The 22,723-nt window shown below is 48.0% G+C and carries 21 protein-coding genes and 1 pseudogene; 7 read left to right on the top strand and 15 right to left on the bottom strand.

Annotated elements, in window-relative coordinates; translation table 11 throughout:
* Positions 1-103: 103 nt before the first annotated feature.
* Positions 104-469: a DUF6677 family protein gene (locus tag OX890_RS05075; RefSeq protein ID WP_126491121.1), complete on the top strand. Its 366-nt coding sequence runs from the start codon at positions 104-106 to the stop codon at positions 467-469.
* Here OX890_RS05075 and OX890_RS05070 read toward each other — a convergent pair.
* Positions 466-1,080 carry an HAD family hydrolase gene (locus tag OX890_RS05070; protein WP_126491120.1) on the bottom strand — a complete coding sequence of 205 codons (615 nt, stop codon included), beginning with the start codon at positions 1,078-1,080 and terminating at the stop codon, positions 466-468. The genes OX890_RS05075 and OX890_RS05070 overlap by 4 nt on opposite strands.
* A gap of 76 nt (positions 1,081-1,156) precedes the next feature.
* Positions 1,157-2,130, bottom strand: a pseudogene (locus tag OX890_RS05065) (DMT family transporter).
* 319 nt (positions 2,131-2,449) lie between these two features.
* On the opposite strand from OX890_RS05065, the gene OX890_RS05060 reads away from it, so the two are divergent.
* Both OX890_RS05060 and OX890_RS05055 read left to right on the top strand, forming a co-directional pair.
* A complete protein-coding gene (locus tag OX890_RS05060) occupies positions 2,450-3,253 on the top strand; it encodes a hydratase (RefSeq protein ID WP_126491118.1) in 804 nt (267 codons plus the stop codon).
* A gap of 245 nt (positions 3,254-3,498) precedes the next feature.
* Complete coding sequence (locus OX890_RS05055; RefSeq protein ID WP_126491117.1) at positions 3,499-4,611, top strand: energy transducer TonB; 1,113 nt, start codon at positions 3,499-3,501, stop codon at positions 4,609-4,611.
* A gap of 17 nt (positions 4,612-4,628) precedes the next feature.
* Here the strand turns inward: OX890_RS05055 and OX890_RS05050 are convergent, their stop codons facing one another.
* The 8 genes from OX890_RS05050 to slyA form a co-directional block, all read right to left on the bottom strand.
* Entirely contained in the window at positions 4,629-4,958 is a 330-nt protein-coding gene (locus OX890_RS05050) for a cysteine-rich CWC family protein (RefSeq protein ID WP_126491116.1), read from the bottom strand.
* 325 nt (positions 4,959-5,283) lie between these two features.
* Complete coding sequence (locus OX890_RS05045; RefSeq protein ID WP_115335588.1) at positions 5,284-5,691, bottom strand: hypothetical protein; 408 nt, start codon at positions 5,689-5,691, stop codon at positions 5,284-5,286.
* 75 nt (positions 5,692-5,766) lie between these two features.
* Positions 5,767-6,129 carry a hypothetical protein gene (locus tag OX890_RS05040; protein WP_115335589.1) on the bottom strand — a complete coding sequence of 121 codons (363 nt, stop codon included), beginning with the start codon at positions 6,127-6,129 and terminating at the stop codon, positions 5,767-5,769.
* 770 nt (positions 6,130-6,899) lie between these two features.
* A complete protein-coding gene (locus OX890_RS05035; protein WP_126491114.1) occupies positions 6,900-7,967 on the bottom strand; it encodes a c-type cytochrome in 1,068 nt (355 codons plus the stop codon).
* A gap of 10 nt (positions 7,968-7,977) precedes the next feature.
* Positions 7,978-8,604 (bottom strand): c-type cytochrome, encoded by a 627-nt coding sequence (locus tag OX890_RS05030; protein ID WP_006083208.1) that lies wholly within the window; start codon positions 8,602-8,604, stop codon positions 7,978-7,980.
* Positions 8,605-8,810: 206 nt separating this feature from the next.
* A complete protein-coding gene (locus OX890_RS05025; protein WP_006083209.1) occupies positions 8,811-9,839 on the bottom strand; it encodes a DUF2955 domain-containing protein in 1,029 nt (342 codons plus the stop codon).
* 187 nt (positions 9,840-10,026) lie between these two features.
* Entirely contained in the window at positions 10,027-11,085 is a 1,059-nt protein-coding gene (locus OX890_RS05020; RefSeq protein ID WP_006086999.1) for an HlyD family secretion protein, read from the bottom strand.
* A gap of 8 nt (positions 11,086-11,093) precedes the next feature.
* The gene (gene slyA, locus OX890_RS05015) at positions 11,094-11,567 is read right to left on the bottom strand and encodes a transcriptional regulator SlyA (protein ID WP_006083211.1); all 474 of its coding nucleotides are present in this window, start codon (positions 11,565-11,567) and stop codon (positions 11,094-11,096) included.
* Between the two features lie 221 nt (positions 11,568-11,788).
* Between slyA and OX890_RS05010 the strand changes: the two genes are divergently transcribed.
* Positions 11,789-13,690 (top strand): methyl-accepting chemotaxis protein, encoded by a 1,902-nt coding sequence (locus tag OX890_RS05010; protein WP_006087001.1) that lies wholly within the window; start codon positions 11,789-11,791, stop codon positions 13,688-13,690.
* Positions 13,691-13,763: 73 nt separating this feature from the next.
* On the opposite strand, the gene metF is transcribed toward OX890_RS05010, so the two are convergent.
* The 3 genes from metF to metB all read right to left on the bottom strand — a co-directional run bounded on the left by metF (position 13,764) and on the right by metB (position 18,437).
* Positions 13,764-14,651, bottom strand: coding sequence for a methylenetetrahydrofolate reductase (gene metF, locus OX890_RS05005; protein ID WP_006083212.1), 888 nt, complete (start codon positions 14,649-14,651; stop codon positions 13,764-13,766).
* Positions 14,652-14,868: 217 nt separating this feature from the next.
* Positions 14,869-17,262 carry a bifunctional aspartate kinase/homoserine dehydrogenase II gene (locus OX890_RS05000; RefSeq protein WP_006087002.1) on the bottom strand — a complete coding sequence of 798 codons (2,394 nt, stop codon included), beginning with the start codon at positions 17,260-17,262 and terminating at the stop codon, positions 14,869-14,871.
* Between the two features lie 11 nt (positions 17,263-17,273).
* Positions 17,274-18,437, bottom strand: a complete 1,164-nt coding sequence (gene metB, locus OX890_RS04995) for a cystathionine gamma-synthase (RefSeq protein WP_012196614.1) — start codon at positions 18,435-18,437, stop codon at positions 17,274-17,276.
* Between the two features lie 212 nt (positions 18,438-18,649).
* Here metB and metJ point away from each other — a divergent pair, with 212 nt between their 5' ends.
* The 3 genes from metJ (at position 18,650) to OX890_RS04980 (ending at position 21,142) form a co-directional block, all read left to right on the top strand.
* Positions 18,650-18,964, top strand: a complete 315-nt coding sequence (gene metJ / locus OX890_RS04990; RefSeq protein ID WP_006083215.1) for a met regulon transcriptional regulator MetJ — start codon at positions 18,650-18,652, stop codon at positions 18,962-18,964.
* Between the two features lie 81 nt (positions 18,965-19,045).
* Positions 19,046-19,789 (top strand): sulfite exporter TauE/SafE family protein, encoded by a 744-nt coding sequence (locus tag OX890_RS04985; RefSeq protein WP_268650190.1) that lies wholly within the window; start codon positions 19,046-19,048, stop codon positions 19,787-19,789.
* A 124-nt stretch (positions 19,790-19,913) separates the two neighbouring features.
* Positions 19,914-21,142 (top strand): IS3-like element ISShes2 family transposase gene (locus OX890_RS04980; protein ID WP_268650189.1). Its coding sequence is split into 2 segments (ribosomal slippage): positions 19,914-20,265 and positions 20,265-21,142, totalling 1,230 coding nucleotides; the frame shifts between segments, so codons are not numbered across the junction.
* Positions 21,143-21,197: 55 nt separating this feature from the next.
* Here the strand turns inward: OX890_RS04980 and nrfD are convergent.
* Complete coding sequence (nrfD, locus tag OX890_RS04975) at positions 21,198-22,145, bottom strand: NrfD/PsrC family molybdoenzyme membrane anchor subunit (RefSeq protein ID WP_268650188.1); 948 nt, start codon at positions 22,143-22,145, stop codon at positions 21,198-21,200.
* Between the two features lie 2 nt (positions 22,146-22,147).
* Positions 22,148-22,714 carry a 4Fe-4S dicluster domain-containing protein gene (locus OX890_RS04970; RefSeq protein WP_006087006.1) on the bottom strand — a complete coding sequence of 189 codons (567 nt, stop codon included), beginning with the start codon at positions 22,712-22,714 and terminating at the stop codon, positions 22,148-22,150.
* Between the last annotated feature and the right edge of the window lie 9 nt (positions 22,715-22,723).

The following is a 22,723-nucleotide window of genomic DNA, read 5'->3' as shown; positions in this document are numbered from 1 at the left end:
AAACAGACTCCTTAACAAGCAGCCATGGCTCAAGATTGACTCTAATGCTTATTCGCTTAACAATGTCATCCAAACGCTAAGCGTTCCCTTTGAGAGTTTCCCCATGAAAAAAGCCCTTACCGCTGGACTATTATCCGCCTTCGTCGCCCCTGGCAGCGGCCATTTTTATCTGCGACATAAACGCAGTGCCTTAGTGTTTTTTGTGCTGGCAATACTGAGTCTCGGCCTGTTGCTGCAACAAGTCATGCAAGTGGCGCAGCTGATCTCGCTGGATATTCAAACTGGTGTTTTGCCGCTGGATATGGGCGTAATTGCGGCCGAAGTGACCAAACAAACCACGGCAACCATTCGGGATGGTGCAGACAAGCTGATGTACGGCTTTATCCTCTGCTGGCTGATTGCCTTATTGGATAGTGTACGCTTGGGACTGAAGCAAGATAAGCAAGATGCAGCCCCAAACAATGCCTAGTCACCCACTGTCCACGCTTCGATAAAGCTATGGTAGCAAGCCACTAGCATGTCGGCCTCGTGGGCATAATCAGGAATAATTTCAGGGCAATATAATGCGCAGCGGCTACCCGCATTACGCGCGGTTTGCAGATCAAACAAATAATCGCCCACATATAAGATATCTGCGGGGGCAAGCTGCCACTGCTGGCAAATAAGATGAATACCTTCGGGATGCGGCTTAGGCTGCGCGTCGTAGCGGGTTAATACTAGTTCGATATCTATGCCAAGCTTATCGATAGTGATTTGCGCAGCTTCCGGCATATTGCGGGTCAAAATAGCCAAGGGCAGCGATTTAGCCCGTAGGCATTCGATAAGCTCACGCGCGCCATCAATCCAACTGGCATTGAGTGAGCTTTGTCTCTCGTACTCATGGACGATTTCCAGCGCCTGAGCCTGTGCTTCACCCGCACTCAGGCTATCCACATGGGCCAAGATATCCGTACCAGAATGAATCCCCAACTCACGCCGCAGACCAGCAAAATCGGGATTGGAATGCGCTAAAGTGCCGTCAAGATCGAAGATGACCCCACGGACATCCTTAAGTTTTAAATCGCTAAGTCTAGTGATCACTGGCCTTTCCCATGGGTGAAAATGTATGTTTCATACGCTAATTAAATACCATTGGGCTAATCAAATACCATGGATATTAGGCAGCCTGCAAACGCTTCGCCTGACGATTGCGATACAGTGGCAGTAATTGTACCACCATCACAGACACAATAATGACGCCAATCCCTAGCAGAGATAATCCATCTAATTCATCGGCATGGAAGACTTCTGGCCACCAGCCAATGCTCACCACCAATGCAGTGGCACTAAAGCTAAATACAGGCGTTAGGGCCAACATGGCGCTCACCTGCGCCGTCGGCCAGTACTTCATCGACTGCCCAAAACAGCCATAGGCGATCAAGGTATTGGCGGCGCAAAACAGCGCGATCTGCCACTCGAAGCTGTCCATACTGGCAAACTGACTAAAGTCGCTAAAGGGAGCCATTACGAAAATACCTAAGCCATAGATCACTAAAAGCACGTTCGCGGGCGATAAACGATTGAGTAATGATTTTTGCAACAAGGCATAGCTAGTCCACGACAACGCCGAGAACTGGATAATCATTACACCAATCCAGACCTGATGATTATTGGCGCCAGATAAATCCAAATACGGATGGAAAAACATCAACATGCCTAAGGCCAGTGTCGCAAAACAACTGAGCTGCACCGCATTCAGCCGTTCTTTAAAAAACAGCACGCCACCGAAGGCAAGGAAAAGGGCGAAGTCTGGAAATTCAGCTGGGCAGCACCCGGCGCGAGATAATCGAGTGAGTAAACAAAAGACACATAATTGAGCATCAAAAACACGCCCGCAAGCACTAGCCGTAACCAGACTTTGGCATCGAGCGCCGCAAATTGCTTAAGGCTACCCGCGCTCCATTGGATCAGTATGCTGACCACAAGCGCGACCAAAAAACGAAACCAAGTCAAAGTGACAGGATCGATAAAAGCCCCCGAAAGCTTCAAGGCTATGGGTAACATACCCCAAAATACAATCGCAACTGAGATGAAGAGCAGCCCGAGTTGAGCATGATTATTTGCCTGAGGGGCGTTATGGCTAAGGTTCACGGAGATGTCCAGTAGAGACCGCAAAATGGAGCGTCATTCTGGCACTGAGTCAGCACAATATCTAGCAGCACATAATGGAAACATTCGCGTTAACATGGATACTTTAGCTGACACTTATGTGGGGCAAGTATCAGCATCTTACGATGATTGGAATATTGGCCGTACTCTTGATTCAACTGCAGCTGATTTACCCCAAAAGCCAATATTGGCATTTCCAGCGATGGCAATAACCGAGTATATTTGGCCGATTAAATGGCTTCTCTGCCACACTGTTTCTACGTCACGTCTTTCTAGGCTCACTCTTAAAATAGGAAAGTTAATGTCATCTACCGCCCCGCTCGAACCAGTTCAAATGCAGATTCATGCCGCAGCAAAGGAACTCGCCGAGCGCCGCGCCGCAGGCACCAGCGGCGATTTACTGATCCCAGAGCTGAGGCCAACGAGCTTCGAACAGGCCTTCGCCATTCAGCAAACCGTGGCAGCCATCTATAAGGCTAACAGTAATCCTATCGCGGCGTGGAAATGCCTATTACCCTCGGCGGAAAAAACCGTCGTAGCGCCTATTTATCAAGCTGATGTGTATCAACAATCGGCCACTTGCCCACTCTATCCATCGACTAAAGATCTGGCCCGAGTCGAACCTGAACTCGCCTTCGAGATTGCTCGCGATTTACCACCAAGAGCCACACCTTACACAGAGGCTGAAATCGACGCGGCCTTAGGCCACACTCGCTTAGCCTTGGAATTGATCAAAAGCCGCTACCATACGCCCAGTGAAGCGACGCATTTCGATGCCCTCGCCGATGGCTTAGTCAATCAAGGATTATGGTTAGGGCCAGTGCTAAACCCGCTAGCAGGTTTAGAGACCAGCCATTTCGAACTCAGCGTTAACATTCACAATGGCGAAACACTGCAAAAATCCGCCATTCATCCTAATGGTTTCCCTAAAGCGGGACTCTACTGGTTAGTGAACTTTTTATCCGCCCAAGGCATTGGCTTAACTCAAGGGCAATATGTGATCACAGGCTCCTACGCTGGCGTCCTCGATCTGCCATTGGCGCAGGTTTGTGACTTTGAATACGGCGCGCTCGGGCAATTTGCCGTGACTTTCACTGCGAAGTGATGGTAGCGAGTAAAGCACTTGCGGCTAATAGAAGTTATAACGGCTAATAAAGCGACAAAGCACTGATAAATAAGCGAACTCGGTTTCAACTGGGCTCGCTTATTTTTAATCTCAACTCTCAATTCTCAGTTATCAGTTATCAGTTATCAGCACTCCCCCAGCATTATTAACAAAAGCCAAACCGACTTGTCCCATAACGCACATCTATGTATCATCTAAATTCATCAATAATAAGGATATATAGAATGTCGCACGGAAAAATGCTGCCAATAGCCTGTCTTCTTGCCCTCACTTTAGGCACATCTCTTAGCGTGCACGCCTCAGAAAATAGCTTTGCCAAAGCCTACAGCGATTATCAAGCTGCCGTTGAGAAAGGTGATTCCGCCAAAATAGAAGCCAGCGCAAAAGCGGCTTATCAACTCGGTGAAGCTCAATATGCCAAAGACAGTGTCGACTTAGCTAACCTCGCCTTGAATTGGGCCAGTGCGATAGAGAAGCAAGTCGACCCTTACCCATTTACAATAAATAATCGACCAAAAACAGCTAAGGCGAATGAGTTGTATCAACTCGCTCTAGCTAACTATAAAGTTCATTATGACAAACAAGCGCTTGAGCTTATCGATCCCTTACTTGGCGCTGCGCAAACCGCCGTCGAAGCCAAAGATGCGAAAGAGGATTTGCTTACTGCAATCGCAATTGCTGAAAAGTCCGATAAAAAGAAACTGATCGCCGATGTAAAAATGGCAGCCTTTAACCGCTTATCCAATACTGAGCTATACACGAGAAGCGTAAGACGCTATGCCTTCGATGCCTATGATATTTATAAAGAGATTTTGCCAGAGAACGCCATAGACAGAGTCAAAGCAACCTTTACTGTTGGCGCCGTTGAATTTGCAGACAAACACGATGGTAAAGCCGAACCTTTACTGCTGGAAGTGGTTAAACAATTCGACGCACTCAATTTCAGTCACCCCTATGCCTTGAGTGCCCATGCGTATTTAGTCGAACTGTATGAGCGCCAGGGAAAGCGTGACGAATCCACCGCTCACTGTATTGCTATCGGCAAAATGCGTCCTTGGGCCGACACGCAGGAACAACAACCTATTTTCCGTACCGTACCAGACTATCCAATGTCCTATGCACAGCGAGGTAAAAGTGGCTGGGTTCAGCTTAAATTTACTATCGATGAGCATGGCTTCGTCAAAAATCCTGAAATTTTAGCTTCTAAGGGTGGTGCTTTATTTGAAAAAGAGAGTATTGAAACCTTAGAGAAATGGCGTTACGCACCCAAGTTTGAAAATGGTATAGCCGTGGAAGCACAAACTAGCGTGCAACTGGATTACACCATAAATCGATAGCTCATTACTTCAGCCCGCTATTTCACCTCATAACCTAGCCCATCGCTCACACTCGATGGGCTTTTTTCATCCTGCATTGTAATCTGCCCCTGACTTAAACTCTGCTTGAGTTGGCTAAGACAGGTTTGGCAAATACACGCATCGGCAGACGGTAAAATGGGGCTGATTGCCCCTTGCAGCGAATCTGATGCTTGCGCTTGCATGGCGGCCAAAGGTGGGAACACCTGCTGCGCACACCAACAATCCTCAATGCCCTTACCAACAATCACCGCACATTGATTCGCGCCTTTGCACAAAGGGCAAATTTGCGCAGCTTCTAACTTAGGTTGTTCCGATGGCTTAGACACGGTAATCCTTATTGCAAGATAAGTTGTTATAGCGCGGAGATCATAATGGTTTTTCAATAAGCGCGAGATAGATTATTCAATGAAGCAAGGTGCTCATGTCAATTCAGCGTGCAAATTAACACCTAGGTGTTTCTTATCCTTCAATTGGTTATATTCATCAAGTTATCTAACTTAAATGATATTTGGGTGTATTCATTTTGCTCAGAGAGCCGCATTCCTGCGTTAGAGCAAGTGCGTTCGCAGATGCATACATGGCGAATGCGTTTTGTCATTAATCCGTAAGCTGAATAAAGGAAGTAAATAGTTAGCTGAATGTTTTAACTTGTTAAATGATATTTTGCTTACACTTATCTTGTTGTTTGATCCTTGGCATTTGTATTTGCAGGCAAATAAATACTGGTCCTAGGGGAATGAAAGCTAACCAAGATTGCATTTGAAAAGCCCAAAAGTAAACAAACCAACATTCAGCGGCAATCAACCCTAGTAGCTTTAACCAACGCGTAAAAAGCAGTAAATCGCCCATTGCAGCTAAAGGTAACCCAAAACAAAGCGCACCTAAGCCATATAGCCAAAGGTTGAAGTTTACCGAAGATTCAATCAGGCCAACATCAATGGCAATGCCAAAAAAAGAAGGAGATAAAACTAACATCATGACAGTTGTAAGAAAGTACTCATTGCGTCTATGTTTTTCTTGAGCTTTATTTTTCTCTGCAAGTCTCTCTAAAGTATCCATGGAATTTAACGCCCAAAGCAGTGGCGAAGCAGTCCTGCCCGCAGAGCGATGGTGCCTTTGCTTGTTAGTTGCTTACTATACATAGCTAAGATTGCCGTCAACGAATCCAACCGCAAAAGCCTTTGCAGATTTTAGCTTGTGAGCGTTTTTTGAGTGGGATTGAAGATACCGCTTCGCCATTGCAAGAATATTCTCCTGAGCTTCTTCCCATGAATTTCCGAAGAGAGCACTAGAAACTGAAATTAATCGGTTTTTAGGAAGCCAGTCTTCGTTGCACGCCCAATCTTCATCTTCAGGGGCGAACTCACTGGAACCAACTATTTCAATAATGAAAGGAGATTCATATATATTGATATTGAAGGCAACAATTTGAGCGGGAATGTCCTCAATCAATTGTCCGTCAATCCAATCAATAAAATCCTTCTCGCTTTGAATCATGCTCGAACCTCCCCATGGCAACTAACAATGTATTACCCACTCTTCTAATAAAACCTAACTCGGAAATGACCGAGTAAATAACTTAATTATGCCAATAAGTTAGCATCATCCTCAGCGGACTATCAATATTTTTCATCCAGAAAAATCGAGACTTTATTTACCGAGAAGCGTTTTAGCGTGGTAAATAGTATTAGGAAAAGTGAAAGAGCAATAAATTCATTTGATTGCATAAAAAAACCAAGCAAAAAACGATACCTTTATAGGCTCGCTTTGAAGGCGGTATCTAAATTACCCATGATACCTGCATGTTTAACAGTGCTTGAGGTTAGAACGCTCGAGATTTCCCCTCACCAAAGAAATACAGTAAGGTGTAACAAGAGTTTGTTTCCTTTGACCAAAAACCAACGTAAATCAGCTTCTTAGAAAACGTATCGAGGGTTCGACTCCCTCAATACGTTTTGCACATTTGAGATAGTGAATAAGTCACTTATAGCGAAAATCTCCGTATGCTTTTAAAGCGACAGTTAACACTGATGTCCGAAAGGTGAGTCATGGTGATTTGCGAGACGACCGTCCGCCCCATGGACGGGGCGGTCGAGCATCCAAGGATGGACTGGCTGCGAGTCGACGAGCCAATGCCATGACAAGCCTAAACTCGAAAACTTATTAATAATAAAAAAGCCAGCAAAGCTAAATGCTTGCTGGCTTTTCTGTCTAACTTATTAACTCGCTTTATTTCATCACACGAGCACTAAATCAAAGCCGCTCAACTATGACTTCTTAGGAAAAATGGGATAGGACTCAGTGCCTAACACTTTGCCATCGACCGTGACACCATAGTAATCACTGTCATTATGGTATTTTTCCTGCGCTTGCTTCACATCACCTTTGCTACGCGGGTCCTGTGGACGCTCGTGGGAGTTGATATAAGCTGCAACGTCCCAAGCCTGTTGGTTAGTCAACTGCATACTCTTGCCAAAAGGCATGTTTTCATGAATGAAGAATGCGGCAGTATTGACCCTGTGCATTCCTGCCCCCCAGTTGTAACTCTTAGGCCCCCACAGCGGTGGCAGCGCATAAACGCCAGCAATCGCTTGACCTTGGCCATCAACACTATGGCAAGTTTGGCAATGGGCGACATAGACCTCTTTACCCCGTTCAGGTGAATAGGCTTGTTCGGGTTTTGGGATCTCAGGATAACCACGACCCGGCAAGTTGGCACGCTGCTCAACTGTCATCGCCTTGGCTAATATCTCAGGTAGCGGGAAGTCTTCCCGTTTGGCACCTTTGACTAACTCGGCATCGCTAAGCTCAGGGACTGGGCCGCTAATATTAGCTTCGTCCATCAAGCCGCCCATGCCTAACCAATAGGCGTAGGCAGAAAGCGCCACTAACTCAGGGCTCGCCGATGCAGGGGCTTTACCATTCATCGAATAATTAAAGCAGCCCTGAATGCGCTCTTCAAAGCTACTGACCTTATTGTCTTTTTTGCGATACGCCGGATAAGCAAAATACGCGCCCCAAAGGGGTGAAGCATTGGCTTTTCGGCCTGCATCCATATGGCAGTTGGTGCAATTAAGCTCGTTGCCCACATACTTATCACGCAGCTGTTGGGTATTCACAAATAGCTGATAACCCAAACGCACTTTGTCACCAAAGGCGCCTTCAGGAATGGCACTCAAAGGTCTAGGGACGAGATAGGTTTGATCCGGTATCTTAGGGAAAGAAGGCAGCGGGGCTTGTTTATCTGGGCGCTCTTGCACCGGATCCGATTCGGCTTGCGCCTGCACGGTTAACGACCCCATAGCGGCCAGTAATAACATTGCGGAATATTTCATGGCCGGCTCCTTATTTCAAATTAGCAAAGTAGTTTGCTAAGGCATCAACCTCAGCGGCGGTAAGCTTGTTAGCCACGTTCGCCATCATGCCATCGACATCACCTTTGCGCGTTCCCGACTGCCATGCCAGTAATTGAGTTTTAATATAACTCGCTTGCTGACCGGCTAAACGGGGAAATAAGCCGCCACCTAACCCCGAAGGACCATGGCAGGTCACGCAGGCTGGTAAACCACGTGACCAATCACCTTGGTAGGCTAAACGGGCGGTATCGTCATTGAAAACCACCTGTTCACCGCGGATAACGGGCTTGACCTCATTGGCAGGCTTTGCAGAAAAGTAGTTTGCCACTTGCTCAATCCCATCTCCTTGTAACGTCATTGCCATCGGCATCATGGTTGCGTTTTGGCGCACACCCGCTTGGAAATGCTGTAATTGGGTCGAGATATATTGTTTAGATAATCCCGCTAATCGAGGGCCGAGCGGTTCAACGCCCTGACCTTCTACCCCATGACAAGACACACATAACTGTGCCGGTTGGGGGATAATTTCCATCAATTGTTTGCCAGAAGGCGCAACGGAGGCGGCCGCATAGCCGCTGCATAGCGTTAAGCCTATGACGAATGTTTTAATCTTCATGTTCTATCCTTGAAGAGAGTTAAGCTCTAAAGCATAGGTGGTAATTGTTATTTATGTTGCTGCTCACACACTGAGCCCATTTTTAACAGTCAATAAATGAGCCTTAGCGTTCATTAAAGCTCACTTATTGTTCAATCCAAATGGGATAAATTTACCTTACTCTTTGAAAGGGTATGCTGCAAGTCTTCAAGCCCGAGTAGCCAGAATCAATAACCAAATCGCGTCGATTCAAAACGATTCAATAACTTATGTATCAAATAACACAGGAGTAGCGTGCCGACGATGGCGGTGAGAATGCTGCTCACTCGATATAAGGCGCTGAAGATTAAATCGTTGCCTGGGGTCAGATACTGGCCAAACAGAATACCTAAGGTCGTCATGGCGCCAAAACCCACGCCTGAGCCACTTGCCTCTCGCACATGGGCTTGGCTAAAGATCATCAGTCCAATCCATAGCAAGGGGACGATTAATATCAATAGTCCTGACCAGTCATAGAGTACCAACTGCACAACGACCCCAAACGACACGCCTAGCAAAGTACCTATAGCGCGCTTACGGGCATAGTCGAGTGCGCCATTCCAATGCATAGGAAACAAGAGCAACAAGGTGGTCGCCTGAGCCGACATAGAATCCCGCAGATCAAATATTTGGAATACCAGAAACGATGCGGTCGCTATGGTCGCGCCGAGTAACGCTTCGTGGCGCATTCGATGTGGCGCCTTAGGTCCAGGCTTGTAAGCCGCCCTTGGTTCCACATCGGGCCAGAGCGCCGTCATAGCGTAGGCAATAACGACCGACAGTGCCGTCGCCCAAAAGTTACTGAAAACTAAGTCATTCAGATTGGTATTGGGATAACTAGCAAAGTGCAGCATGATGCTGAGGCTGAGCACTCCATTGGCGCCAAAGAGGAATAGACTGCCACGGGACATGGCCGCAAAACGGTATAAAAATAACAGGAAGACGATGGGCGTCATCAGGCCAGGATGGCTACCGAAGAAACCACCGAGCAGTCCAACCTCTAACCCCGCCATGGCAGATGAGGCCAATAACTGGCGCATGGCGTGGCCATTCATCACAGGCACGAGTCCGAGTAATAACATGGGGGTCACAGTGAAGAAGACTCCATTGCTCCAACCAAACATTTTACACAGTGTAAAACCTATGGTCGCGCCAGTCGCAATCCGTAAACACTGGCGTAAATCGTTGGCCGTCAATGGGCTATGGCGTAGTAACATGCTCGTCGCCTTGTTCTATCGATACGTAAAATTGGGGATGTTTAGCTGGCTTATGCTGCATTCACATTTATGTTGCTTTGAAGCGTTCACTCAAGCCACTCGCGGCTAACACACCGACCGCGAGTCACTCGCCCGTCAACAGCAATAAGTGCGAGTAGATAGGCGAGTAAATACGCTAGCAAATAGGCTAATAAATATAGTGCAGCAGGCTAATGACTTTAATCTGCACTTTAGCCAGCAGACTAAACAGGCTATTCTCAGGCAGCAGTTGCACGGTCGCACGCGCACCAGCTGGCAAGCTGTTCATCGCCATCCCATCTAACTCCAAATGCAGTCTCAATCTTTGGGCATCACGCACCCAACGATCAGATTCCTGCGGCGCCGCTAAACGGCCATTGGCATCGAATTGCCCCGCGCTCACGCCCGCATCGACACTGCTCACCGTAGCCCGATATAAACGGCCGGGTTCGCCATCAAATGCAATCAAAGCGGTCGATGAAGCATTGACGCCACGCAAACTCTTTTCACGAAAATCAGCAATAATATCAATCTTATCCGATACCACGGCTAACAGAGGTTGCCCCACAGTCGCAAAACTCCCAACTTCTAACTGCAGGTTAGTTACTATCCCGTCCTGATCGGCATGGATTTGGGTGTAAGACAAATTAAGCTCGGCTTGGGCAAGATGGTTTTGCGCCTGACGCACCTTAAGATTCTCTTCGCCATAACTGCCACGGCTCACTTTGAGTTTTTCTAAACGCGCATTGGCGGCGAGCAAATTAGCTTCCGCGGCGGCGGCATCACTATCGGCCTGATCCCTTTGCTGCTGCGATACACCATGGGTGGCATAAAGGGCATCGAGACGTTTAGCTTCGCTACGTTTCTGTTGCGAGGTGGTTTTGTTGGCATTAACCTCGGCCTTAGCGGCCAGCAGCGAGGCATCTAACTCAGCATTGTCTTGGCGGGCTTGCTCTAAGGCCAATTTAGCTTGCGATACTGCTAACTCATAGGGCGCGGGATCGACTTGAAACAGCAAATCGCCCTTGGCAACCGCTTGATTATTAGTCACGGCTATGGTCTGAATTTTACCGCTGATCTGCGGTGTCACTTTAGTCACTACACGGGTCGCCATAGCTTGCGGCGTCAATGGCATCATAGTGTCGGCCAGCATGAAATAGCCGAAAACCATCACAAAGGCGAACATGGCAAATTTTACTAAACGGGCAAACTGTTGATCCGGTGTCATCTTCTTTCTCACAAAATAGTTGCTGTTGCCTTGGCCAATTTGGCGCTGGCGTTGTCACTAATCAGGCTAATAATGCGTTCAAATTCGCTGAGTTCACTGGCACTGATCCCAGCTAATAACTCACGGCGGACTTGAATAATCCGCGCTTCCATTTGCTTTAGTACATCCAATCCCGCAGGCGTTAATGTCACAATCCTTGCGCGCTTATCTTTGTCGCAGCAATGACGCTCGACTAAACCTTGCTCTTCTAATTGCCCTAAGGTGCGCATTAGCGAAGCCAATTCAATTTCTAAGGCATCGGCCAACACTTTCTGGCTCACGCTGTCGCCTAAACGCAGTAATTTCCACAATGCCGTCCAGCGGGGATGGGTTAACCCCAAAGGCGCCAGTTCGACATCGGCCACGGTACGCCACAATCGATGCAGACGGCCTAAATGCTCCGCCAGTGATAACTCTTTCAATCGCTCTAATTCTTTTTGCATCTTGCTCACCCACTTAGTTAGCGTGCTAAGCATTATACTTAGTTAGCAGGCTAAGTAAATGTGCTTATATAAAAAATTTTCTGTGTCCTATGGCGCAAAAATGTCGCATTGGGAAACAAATAATCCAAAAGGCTGGCGCCATCTCAAATATAATCAGCCGTATCTCTATAATATTAAAAAGATAAATCAGACTGATGAAGTGAACTGGGAGGTTGGCTTTGGTGAATTTAAAAATTAGTACGAGGATTGTGGTTGGGATATGTCTATTACTGTTGGCCATGATGAGCTTTATCATGCTGCTAGTCCTGTCGGAATTCAGCAGTCAGGTGAAAGAATCTGAGCAAAGAGAACTGCATAAACTGTACGAAACTGCGGTAGCCAACATAGCCTCATCCGGTAAACTCGCACAGGCCATGGCAACGATAGTTTCACTGACGCCAGAGATCCAAAGTAACTTCGCCGAACGGGATCGCCCTGCACTCAAAGACCGTACTCTGCCGCTGTTTGCCAAGCTTAAGCAAGATTTCGACATACAACAATTTCAGTTTCATACGCCGCTGGCAACCTCTTTTTTACGATTACATCGCCCCGAAAAATTTGGTGATGATCTCACTGCAATTCGTAAAACCATTGTGGAAACCAACACCACAAAACAGCCCTTAAACGGTTTGGAATATGGTGTTGAAGGTTTAGGGATTCGCGGTTTAGTGCCCATGGGTTATCAAGGCCAACACACAGGCTCAGTGGAATTTGGTATGTCCTTTGGACAACCTTTCTTCGACAGTTTTAAAGATGCTTATCAAGCTGAAATCGCACTATTGTTGCCCAATGGCGCGGATTTTAAAGCATTTGGCGCCACGTTCACGCCCGATATTCAGGCCATAAGTGAACTCAATAGCGTGATGCAAGGCAATGAAGTGATTCGCACTATTAGCTTAGAGGGCAAAACCTTCGCTTTGTATCGCCACGCCATAAAAGATTACTCGGGACAAGTCTTTGGGGTACTGGATATTGCGATGGACAGAAGCCATTCAGAGCAAGTTATGGCGGATATTCGCCTCAAGTTGATTCTCATCGGTTTCGCTGCAATGTTAATCGGCACTGCCATTGCTTGGTTTATTGCTAAGGGCATTACCCGCCCAATAGCAGAAACAACCCAAGCCATGAATGACATCGCCGAAGGCGAAGGCGATTTAACCCGTCGAATTACCATAACGAGTAAAGATGAAATCGCCGAGTTAGCGCAGGCATTTAACCGTTTTGTGGAGAAAATCCACCACACTGTGACTCAAGTATCTGATGCAACGAGTTTACTCGCAACCTCAGCGGAAGAGATGTCGGGCATTACCCACGAAACTCAATCGATGGCCAATCGTCAGAATCTTGAAACCGAACAAGTCGCCACCGCAATGAATGAAATGGCCGCCACTGTTCAAGAGGTTGCCCACAATGCGACCGATGCCGCGGATGCTGCCAATCACGCCAATGAGTCAACCGAACAAGGCAAACTCGTAGTGCAAAAAGTCGTCGCGACGATTGCTGTATTAGCGGAAGAAATCGCCGCAGCCGCCAATGCCATTAATGAACTCGAACGTAATACTGCCGAAATTGATTCTGTATTAGTTGTGATCCGCAATATTACCGAACAGACCAACTTGCTGGCGCTTAATGCCGCAATTGAGGCTGCCAGAGCCGGAGAGCAAGGACGAGGATTCGCCGTCGTAGCCGATGAAGTTCGCACCCTTGCGACTCGCACTCAAGCTTCAACCACAGAAATTCAAAAAATGATTGAAGCGCTACAGCTTAAAGCCAAATCTACCGTTTCGGCGATGGAAACCAGTTCACGCACTACTCAAAGCTGTGTTGCCCAAGTTAATCAAGCGGGTGAAGAACTCGTGGCCATCACCCAAGCAGTTTCGACCATTAGCCAGATGAACATCCAGATCGCCAGTGCGGCAAATGAGCAATGTGCTGTTTCCGCAGAAATTAACAAAAACATAAATAACATCAACGATATTGCCACGACGACAACCAATAGTGCGGTGCACACTGCGCGGGCGGGTGACGAACTTGCCCAGCTTGCGGCTCGCCTGCAAGTGCTACTGGCACAGTTTAGGATCTAATACCTACACCACTGACACAAAGCAAAACGCCGCATTATCTGCGGCGTTTTTATTGGTTTATGTTGTTGATGTTTTACTTAGGGCGCACACCTAACGTATGGCAAATGGCGTAGGTCAGTTCGGCGCGGTTTAAGGTGTAGAAGTGGAAATCCTTCACGCCTTCACGGGACAGGACTTTTACCATGTCGATTGCCACGTTTGCGCCCACCAATTGGCGTGTACCGGCATCGTTTTCTAAACCATCGAATTGCTTGTGTAGCCAGCCCGGTAACGACACATTGGTCATGCCCGCGAAACGTTTTAACTGGGTAAAGTTAGTCACAGGCAAAATGCCTGGCACGATTTCAACGTCGATACCGGCGGCAACGCAGCGGTCACGAAAACGCAGGTAAGATTCCACATCGAAGAAAAACTGGGTAATGGCACGGCTAGCGCCCGCATCAATCTTACGCTTAAGGTTGATCAAATCCGCCTGTGCGTTGCTCGCATCGGGATGCACTTCTGGATAAGCTGCAACGGAAATATCAAAGTCGGCCACTGAGCGCAGCAAACGTACTAAATCCACCGCAAAACGAGTGGGCTTGGGGCTGCCCGCAGGTAAATCACCCCGCAGTGCCACTATGTCACGAATGCCCGATTTCCAGTAATGCTTAGCCAGTTCTAATAGCTCTTCATCACTAGCATCCACTAAGGTTAAGTGCGGCGCGGCAACAAGATCCGTTTCCTGTTGAATACGCTCAATCACGCCGTGGGTGCGGTCGCGCACACCTGAGTTAGCGCCATAGGTCACAGACACAAATTTAGGATTAAGCGGCTCTAAACGACGAATAGAGTTCCACAGGATCTGTTCCATTTCGGGGGTCGATGGCGGAAAAAACTCAAAAGAAACATTAATATCGCCATTAAGCTCAGACAAGCTCTGGTTCAGCGATTGTGAATGTTGTGCGTGATGAAAAGCCATGTGTATTTCCTCAACCGCCCTTGGCGCTACTCTTTGCTAGTATGAATTAGTTCAAATGGACGTTTGGACGTCTATATGTCCATATACTAGAGAAACTGAGATGTAAGTCAAGCCAAAAAATGTCCATAAACCGCATTTAATCTCGGTTAATTCGATAGATTTATTCTAGCCAATAAAAAAGGACTCGAATGAGTCCTTTAAGCTGCTGAATTTCAGTCTACTCTTGCAAGAGATCGCGACAGATCTGCGTCAGATCCGACTGCACCGCTGCCGCTGTCACTTCACGTCCAGCGCCCGGTCCACGGATGATCAACGGATTGCCTTGATAGAAGACGCTGCGGATCACAAACACGTTATCGCCTGGGGTCAAATTAGCGTAGGGATGATGGGCATCAATCCACTGCAAACCGACTTCAGCTTTAAGCTCTGAGCCGCTGTTATCTAAGGATGCCACGTATCTGAGCACCTTATTTTGCTCCGCCGCCGCACCGTATTGTTGCAGCAGATCGGCATCTAACTCGGCAATGCGGGCGAGAAACTGATCTAAGGGAATATCCGCCAAATCGGCTGGCACTAATGAGCGTAATTCAATATCTTCAAGCTCGATTTCAAGGCCAATTTCACGGGCCAAAATGAGCAATTTACGCTGCATATCACGACCGGACAGATCGTCGCGGGGATCGGGTTCAGTGATGCCTAAGCCTCTGGCTTCAATCACTAATTCAGAGAAAGGCTTGCTGGTATCGTATTTCTCAAACAACCAACACAAGGTGCCAGAGAAAATCCCGCCCACGGCTTCAACGCTATCACCGCTGTTACGCAGATCATTTAACGCATGTTGGATAGGCAAACCCGCGCCACAGCTGGCGTTATAGCGCCAAAATAAACGACGATTACCCAGTTGCTGTTTTAACTCACGGTAGAAAGGCAGTGGGCCCGAGCCTGCGAGTTTATTCGCGCTCACCACATGGATGCCACGCTCGAATAGCTCTGGATATTGCAGTGTCAAACTGGCGCTGGCACTGATATCTAAGGCCACCAGCTCATCGCAGTTAACCCGTTCTAATTGCTCGAACAAGTGCTCGTACTGCCAAGGCGTAGCCTCGGCATTAAACTCAGTCTGCCACGCGGCAAGATTAATGCCTGTGGATTTAATCAAGGCTTTACTCGAACTGACTAAACCGACTAACTCAACGCTGGCTTCGAGTTCATGATCCAGTGATGGCGACACCGACTTAAATAAATCGACCCAAGCCTCACCTATGTTGCCCACGCCGAGCAGTAAGACGCCAATGCGTTTACGCGGCCCAGCGCAGCGGCGGTGTACCTTTTGGGTTAACAGATTCACCTGTGACTGAGGCACCAGCGTCACTAAACTTAAGTCACCACTAAACAAAGGTTTAGCATCACGACTTAATAAACGAGCAAAACTGCGGCGATAATGTTCGGCATCGGCACTGACTAACGCCACTAGGCCGAGATCTGTGTTGATCTGTTGTTCGCTGATCCCTAATGCTTGTGCCTCGGCGTCGAGCAATCTTTGCACTTGTTTTTGATTTTCAGCGGTATAGGCAAGCTCAACCCTTTGATGGGCAGACGTCCAATGGGCCAATGGCGTTAAACCCGCGGCGATCAACGAATCTAATAAGCTCGTTAATTCACCCGTGAGCTTAAAGCCGAACAAGACGACAGCATTGAGGTTCGTCACCACAGGCGCGCTCGCAGACGAACTGTGGGGCGCAATCAAGGTAAAGTCGGTGTGTGATGCATAACTTGAGCGCACCGCTAAACTCACTTCGGTATTAAACAGAGGCTGCAAAGTGCGCGAATGCAATACCGGCGAGCCTAAACGCGCTAAGCGGTCGGCTTCGGCAAGTGACATGCTTTTCAATAATTTTGCATCGTTGATTTTATTAGGATCGGCGTTGAACACCCCTTCCACATCGGTCCAAATGGTCACGCGCTCAATATCGGCAAGGCTGGCAATCAAGCTGGCGCTAAAATCTGAACCATTACGACCAAGTAATAAAGTATCGCCGCGCTCGTTAGCGCAGATAAAGCCTGTGATCACTAAGCGTTCATTTGGGTGGGCGGCCAATAGCGCTTGTACTTTAGCGCGGGATTCTTGCACCCGAATTTGCGGCACGGCGGCTTCATCGGCCACTAAAATTGAACAGGCATCCACATGGCTTGCCGCCACGCCAGATTCGCGCAGCAGCGCCGCCATCAGGCGTGCCGACCAACGTTCACCAAAGCTCACCACATGGTTAACTTGGTATTCGTTACGTTCGTCGAGGGACAATAAACTGATGAGTTGCGCCTGATCTGTCGCCAAACGCTCGCGCAGATCGCGGGCTTGTTCGTTCGACAATAACTGCTCTACCAACCCCTGTTGATAGCTGGTCAGCACTTGTAATTCTTCTTGCCACAACTGACCCGCATCACGCAGCGCTAATAATTTATACAGGAAATTCGTGCTCTTACCCGCCGCAGAGACCACCACAAGGTCATCGCTATGACCGTGGGTTAACAGGATATGGGCGACTCGACGATAACAATCGGCATCCGCTAAACTGGAGCCACCAAATTTATGTAAGTGACAACGTGCCATCTATTATTCCTCTACTGACAAGCCGCAACGGCGGCTAATCCTGCTTGAATATCTGCAACTAAATCGGCGGCATCTTCAATACCCACCGATAGACGCAATAGGGTGTCCTTAATGCCTGCCTCAAAACGCGCCTGCGGCTCCATGGCTCTGTGGGTCATAGTTGCGGGCACGGCCACCAAACTTTCAACGCCACCTAAACTTTCCGCCACACTAAATAAGCTGAGTGCACCTAAAAAGGCCACCACTTCTGCCTCGCCGCCCTTGAGCTCAAAACTCAGCATAGCGCCAAAGCCCTGTTGTTGCTTGGCTGCAATCGCATGACCAGGGTGATCCGCAAGACCAGGGTAATAAACTTTGCTCACCACAGGGCTTTGCGTCAATACCTCAACAATGCGCTGGGCATTGGTTTGATGTTCACGAATTCGCACCGCTAAGGTACGTAGGCCGCGCAGGGTTAAGTAGCTATCAAAAGCCGACCCCGTTAAGCCTAACGTGTTCGACCACCAATGTAAGCTTTCGCCGATTTGTGCATCTTTAGCAACCACAGCGCCGCCAACCACATCGCTGTGGCCATTGATGTATTTAGTGGTGGAGTGGATAACGATATCCGCGCCTAACAATAGGGGTTGTTGCAATATCGGCGATAAAAAAGTGTTATCGACCACCACCAGCGCGCCGACCTCATGGCTCGCCTTGGCAATGGCTTCGATATCCACCACTCGCAATAGCGGGTTAGATGGAGTTTCGAGCCACACCATCTTAGGATTCTGCCCGATAGCGGCGGCTAACGCTTGGCTGTCGGTTTGATCAACCACAATCAACTTAAACTGGCCTTTCTTCGCCAAGTTAGTAAATAAACGGTAAGAACCGCCGTAACAATCGTGGGGCACAACCAACAGGTCATCAGGGCCGAGCAAAGTGGTCACTAAGGTGATGGCCGCCATGCCAGTGCAGGTCACTATGCCAGTGGCGCCCTTTTCTAATTGCGCTAATGCTTCGCCTAAAATACAGCGTGTTGGGTTGCCTGAACGACTGTAATCGAATTCGCGAGGATTTTTATGACCATCGAAGGCGTAATTAGTCGACAAATAAATCGGTGGCACAACTGCACCATATTGAGTATCGCTTTCGATACCCTGACGCACTGCCAGTGTGGCTAATTGACGCTCTGCCATGGGTGGACTCCTAAATTCGGTAGACTGATAGAGATGTCTGGACGTCTAAATGTACCTAAGCCCAACGCCATCGTCAATAGGCGTTAAGACGTTTAGACGTCTGAACATAAAGAAATCTGTTTGCAATCACAAAGAAATAGTAGCAATAATTTGACTGTTCTTTGTAAGGGTTTAAAATCTGCCCCGAATTTAGCGTTATAACAGGTGAGTCAATGACTGAATGGAATGGGGAATACATCAGCCCCTATGCTGAACATGGCAAGAAGAATGAACAAGTAAAAAAAATTACTGTGTCTATTCCGCTCAAAGTGCTTAAGGTCCTTACGGACGAACGAACTCGTCGTCAGGTCAATAATTTGCGTCACGCCACCAACAGCGAGCTGTTGTGTGAGGCATTTTTGCACGCCTACACTGGCCAGCCATTGCCTAACGATGAAGATCTGTCAAAAGATAGCCCAGACAGCATTCCCGCCGAAGCCAAGTTGCTGATGGACGAGATGGGGATCGAGTGGGAAGACATGGAATAGCGACTTGTCGCTGGCAAAGTTACATCACAGTGCTCATCAATAGGGATCGTTAACGATCCCTTTTTGTTTATATGGAATCCTATGTTTTCTATGATAGATCCACAGACTCTCGCCTTGGCCTCACTGATTGTGTTTCTTGGCGCCTTAACCCAGAGCCTGATTGGGTTTGGCCTAGCGGTTGTCGCCAGTCCTTTGCTTTATATCGTCGATCCGCAGCTCGTACCTGCGCCTGTTATTGCTATGGGTTTCTCCATCGCCCTGCTGACCTTAGTGCGTGAGCGTGGTCATTTAGAATTCAATGGCTTGCAATATGCACTCCTAGGTCGCGTGCCCGGTGGTTTTATCGGCGCGAGTCTGTTGCTGTTTGCGCCTCAGCCCATACTCGGGTTATCCATCGCCGCCATTGTGACTGTCGCAGTGATCCTCAGCCTGTATAAATTCAGCCTGCCAGTGAATAAGAAAACCCTCTTCGGTGCGGGTGTGGTTTCAGGGATCTTCGGCAATATCGCCGCAATTGGTGGCCCGCCGATGGCGATTCTATTGTCAGGCAAAGACGCTTCGCAGTTTCGCGCCGCCCTGTCGGCCTTCTTCATTTTTAGCTCCACCATAGCTATGGTCATTCTGGCGATCACTGGCTTATTAGAATTAAAGCACCTGTGGCTGTCGTTGATGTTGCTACCTTCAGTGCTTTTAGGGTATTTAGTCGCGGGGCGATTAGTGGGCAGTGTCGATAAAGATAAAACTAAAATGGCGACATTAGTCCTCTGCAGTATCAGCGCCTTAGTGCTAACGGTGAAGTCGGTTATCGAGTTATTACCCCAATAAGCGTCCTGCTTGTATTGGCAAACCTTCTCAAGATTCAAACAATAAAAAAGCACTGACATTACCAGTGCTTTTTCTTTATCTATTGTCCCGTCCTGAAATACGTTGACATAAAGAGGACTTCTTTATGACAACATCAATTAACTCAAGCCGTAAGCGCACACAACGAGATTACACCTTAGCCTTTAAATTAGGCGTTGTAGAGCGTGTCGAAAAAGGCGAAATGACGTACAAACAAGCCCAAGCCCGTTTTGGCATTCAAGGCCGTTCAACGGTACTCGTTTGGCTTAGAAAACATGGTAGACTCGATTGGTCGAAACCTTTTCAGCATCCCCTTATGCCTAAGTCAAAAGAAACCCCTGCCGAAACGATCAAGCGCCTTGAACGTGAGTTAGCAGAAGAGAAACTGCGTAACAAAATCCTCAATGGCATGGTTGATATCATGGACAATGAATATGGAGCAGGCCTCAGAAAAAAGTACTTATCCGGTACGTCTGGCAAGCAAAAGGCAACGGAGAAATAAACCTCGCAGCCGCATGTCGTGCTGCGGGTATGTCGAGGCAAGGTATTTATCAGGCAGTTGCGCGAATGGAAAGTCGTAGAGCTGAGCTATCGGTCATCAAAGACTGGGTTCAGTACTGGCGTAAATATATGCCAAGGTTAGGGGCCCGTAAGCTCTACACGCTGATAAAATCCAAGCTGGTTGAGCACGATATTAAACTCGGGCGAGATGGGTTCTTTACCTATTTGAGAAGTGAAGGTTTACTGGTTAAACCGAAGAAAAGCTACACAAAAACCACGTACAGCAAACACTGGATGAAGAAGCATCCTAATCTGCTGAAAGAGGAAGGACTGCATGATGCAGGGCATGTACTGGTCAGCGATATCACCTATCTTGAGTCAGACCAAGGTGTGCACTACCTGTCACTGGTCACCGATGCCAGTTCTCGTAAGATAGTCGGTCATCACGTGAGTAAAGACATGAAAGCCGAGAGTGTGGTGAAAGCGTTAAAAATGGCCATAAAAGATAAACGCTATATCGGCAACGCAGTGCATCACTCCGACAGAGGCTTACAATACTGCTCAGCAGTTTATCAGAATGCGCTTCAGGCGAGCCAAATCCAGCCGTCAATGACGGATGGTTATGATTGCTACCAAAATGCATTAGCAGAAAGAGTGAATGGCATACTGAAGCAGGAGTTTTTACTGCACCGATGCAGGACATTTGCGGAGCTGAAGATACTTGTTAGAGAATCGATAGCAATATACAACGATATGAGACCGCATCTGAGTTTGAATATGGCAACCCCTAATCAGGTGCACAATAGAAAAGGCCAGCTACTGGAGCTGGCCTAAAAACTGTCAACCTATCTTAGGACGAGACATATCAATATTTAAAGCCAGCTTACACTCAGCTTAAATAGCTTTGCCCTGCGTACACAATAAAGTGTCTTAAGGCGAGTACGCCCGTTAAGCTCGCACAAGCCACCATGATCATTGCGCCCTTAGTGTGGCGAGTCGCGGCTGGTAGCAGCATAAACAGCAATGGAATACCAAAGCCGATACCGACAACCCCTATCCAGAACACGCTTGCCCATAGCCCAGAGGTTAACGACGCTAAGGCCGCAGCCGCCGCGCCGCCCTTGAAGTACAAGGCGCAGAACAACATGAACAGGAACAAGATTTCAATCGCCATCACAGGTAACTCTAAACCGTGCATCTTGACTAAAGTTTTATCGTGGCTGTCAGTCTTAAACAGCAAGAGTGCCAGTACCGCGTTTGCCGCAGCGCCCGCCGATAAACCCGACACTAAAAACAGCGCAGGCAGTACCGCAGTGTTGAGCATAGGGTAAGCATTCATCGCCGAAATTAAGAAGCCAGTGTAAGCCCCTACGCCAATGGCGAGGACAAACAACAATACTTCAATCAGCTTTCGAAATGGCATAAGTAACGTAGCGATAGGCGCTAGGAAACCCAAACCCCATTTTGGTAAGTCATCCCGCAGCACAATAATGGCGTACACAAAGGCTAAGGGAGAATACGCCAGCAGCGCCAGCACCCCAATGGCCATTACAGACTGGAAGTTATAGTGAATTAAGATCAGCCAGAAGTGGAATGGTTTGGTTAGATCAAACACTAGGCAAGCTAGACCTAAACTAATTGCCACAGGCCCAATAATGGCGGCCGCCTTAAGAATGCTGCTTTCGGCTCCGGCGCTGAGTTCCTTATTCGCCCAACGTAAACCAATGCCAATCAATAAACTGCCCGCGGATAACCCCGCCATAAACAGGTAAACGGCGATGACCCAGTGCCAAGTGACAGGATCATATTGCGCCATGTCGCCCCAAGTATTGTTCATAATCAAATCCCCCCTCTTTTGGTAGGAACGCGATATACCCTAGGTTTAGTGCCTAAATGGGTTTTATCTTGGTATGTGATTTTAGTGTTGAGCATGATGGCCACGTCACTCTGCGGGTCATTAGCATCGCCAAACACTAAGGCATCGGTTGGACACACAGTCACACACGCTGGCTCTTCGCCCCGCGCTAAACGACTGTCTTTACAGAAGTTACACTTATCCGCCGCCTTGGTTTCTGGGTTCATAAAGCGCACTTTATAAGGGCACGCTGCCACACAGTACATACAGCCGACACACTTCTCGGTATGGATAGAGATAATGCCGTCTTCACCCACATAGGCTGCGCCCGTTGGGCAGACCTTAACGCAGGGCGCATCTTCACATTGCTGGCAAGATACCCTGTGGTATTTGAAGTGCAGATTGGGCATCTCACCAAAGGGGCCTTCCACACGCACTTGCAGACGAGTAACGCCTTCGGGTACGCCATTTTCACTGCGACACGCCACGTTACAAGCTTGGCAGCCGATGCACTTATTCTCGTCGTGCACCATTACATATCGTTTATTCATTTAAGCCTC

Origin of the sequence: Shewanella sp. DAU305, from assembly GCF_026802235.1 — a bacterium.
Classification (GTDB): Bacteria; Pseudomonadota; Gammaproteobacteria; order Enterobacterales; family Shewanellaceae; genus Shewanella; species Shewanella baltica.
Note: the sequence above shows the minus strand (reverse complement) of the source record. Positions and strands in the feature narration are given on the sequence as shown.

Coding starts and splice junctions, on each gene's coding strand:
- OX890_RS05075 (WP_126491121.1), top strand. CDS start 104: ATGAAAAAAGCCCTTACCGCTGGACTATTATCCGCCTTCGTCGCCCCT.
- OX890_RS05025 (WP_006083209.1), bottom strand. CDS start 9,839: ATGTTACTACGCCATAGCCCATTGACGGCCAACGATTTACGCCAGTGT.
- metJ (WP_006083215.1), top strand. CDS start 18,650: ATGACTGAATGGAATGGGGAATACATCAGCCCCTATGCTGAACATGGC.
- OX890_RS05020 (WP_006086999.1), bottom strand. CDS start 11,085: ATGACACCGGATCAACAGTTTGCCCGTTTAGTAAAATTTGCCATGTTC.
- OX890_RS05030 (WP_006083208.1), bottom strand. CDS start 8,604: ATGAAGATTAAAACATTCGTCATAGGCTTAACGCTATGCAGCGGCTAT.
- OX890_RS05045 (WP_115335588.1), bottom strand. CDS start 5,691: ATGGATACTTTAGAGAGACTTGCAGAGAAAAATAAAGCTCAAGAAAAA.
- OX890_RS05040 (WP_115335589.1), bottom strand. CDS start 6,129: ATGATTCAAAGCGAGAAGGATTTTATTGATTGGATTGACGGACAATTG.
- OX890_RS04985 (WP_268650190.1), top strand. CDS start 19,046: ATGTTTTCTATGATAGATCCACAGACTCTCGCCTTGGCCTCACTGATT.
- OX890_RS05000 (WP_006087002.1), bottom strand. CDS start 17,262: ATGGCACGTTGTCACTTACATAAATTTGGTGGCTCCAGTTTAGCGGAT.
- OX890_RS05035 (WP_126491114.1), bottom strand. CDS start 7,967: ATGAAATATTCCGCAATGTTATTACTGGCCGCTATGGGGTCGTTAACC.
- OX890_RS04970 (WP_006087006.1), bottom strand. CDS start 22,714: ATGAATAAACGATATGTAATGGTGCACGACGAGAATAAGTGCATCGGC.
- OX890_RS05055 (WP_126491117.1), top strand. CDS start 3,499: ATGTCGCACGGAAAAATGCTGCCAATAGCCTGTCTTCTTGCCCTCACT.
- nrfD (WP_268650188.1), bottom strand. CDS start 22,145: ATGAACAATACTTGGGGCGACATGGCGCAATATGATCCTGTCACTTGG.
- metB (WP_012196614.1), bottom strand. CDS start 18,437: ATGGCAGAGCGTCAATTAGCCACACTGGCAGTGCGTCAGGGTATCGAA.
- slyA (WP_006083211.1), bottom strand. CDS start 11,567: ATGCAAAAAGAATTAGAGCGATTGAAAGAGTTATCACTGGCGGAGCAT.
- metF (WP_006083212.1), bottom strand. CDS start 14,651: ATGGCTTTTCATCACGCACAACATTCACAATCGCTGAACCAGAGCTTG.
- OX890_RS05060 (WP_126491118.1), top strand. CDS start 2,450: ATGTCATCTACCGCCCCGCTCGAACCAGTTCAAATGCAGATTCATGCC.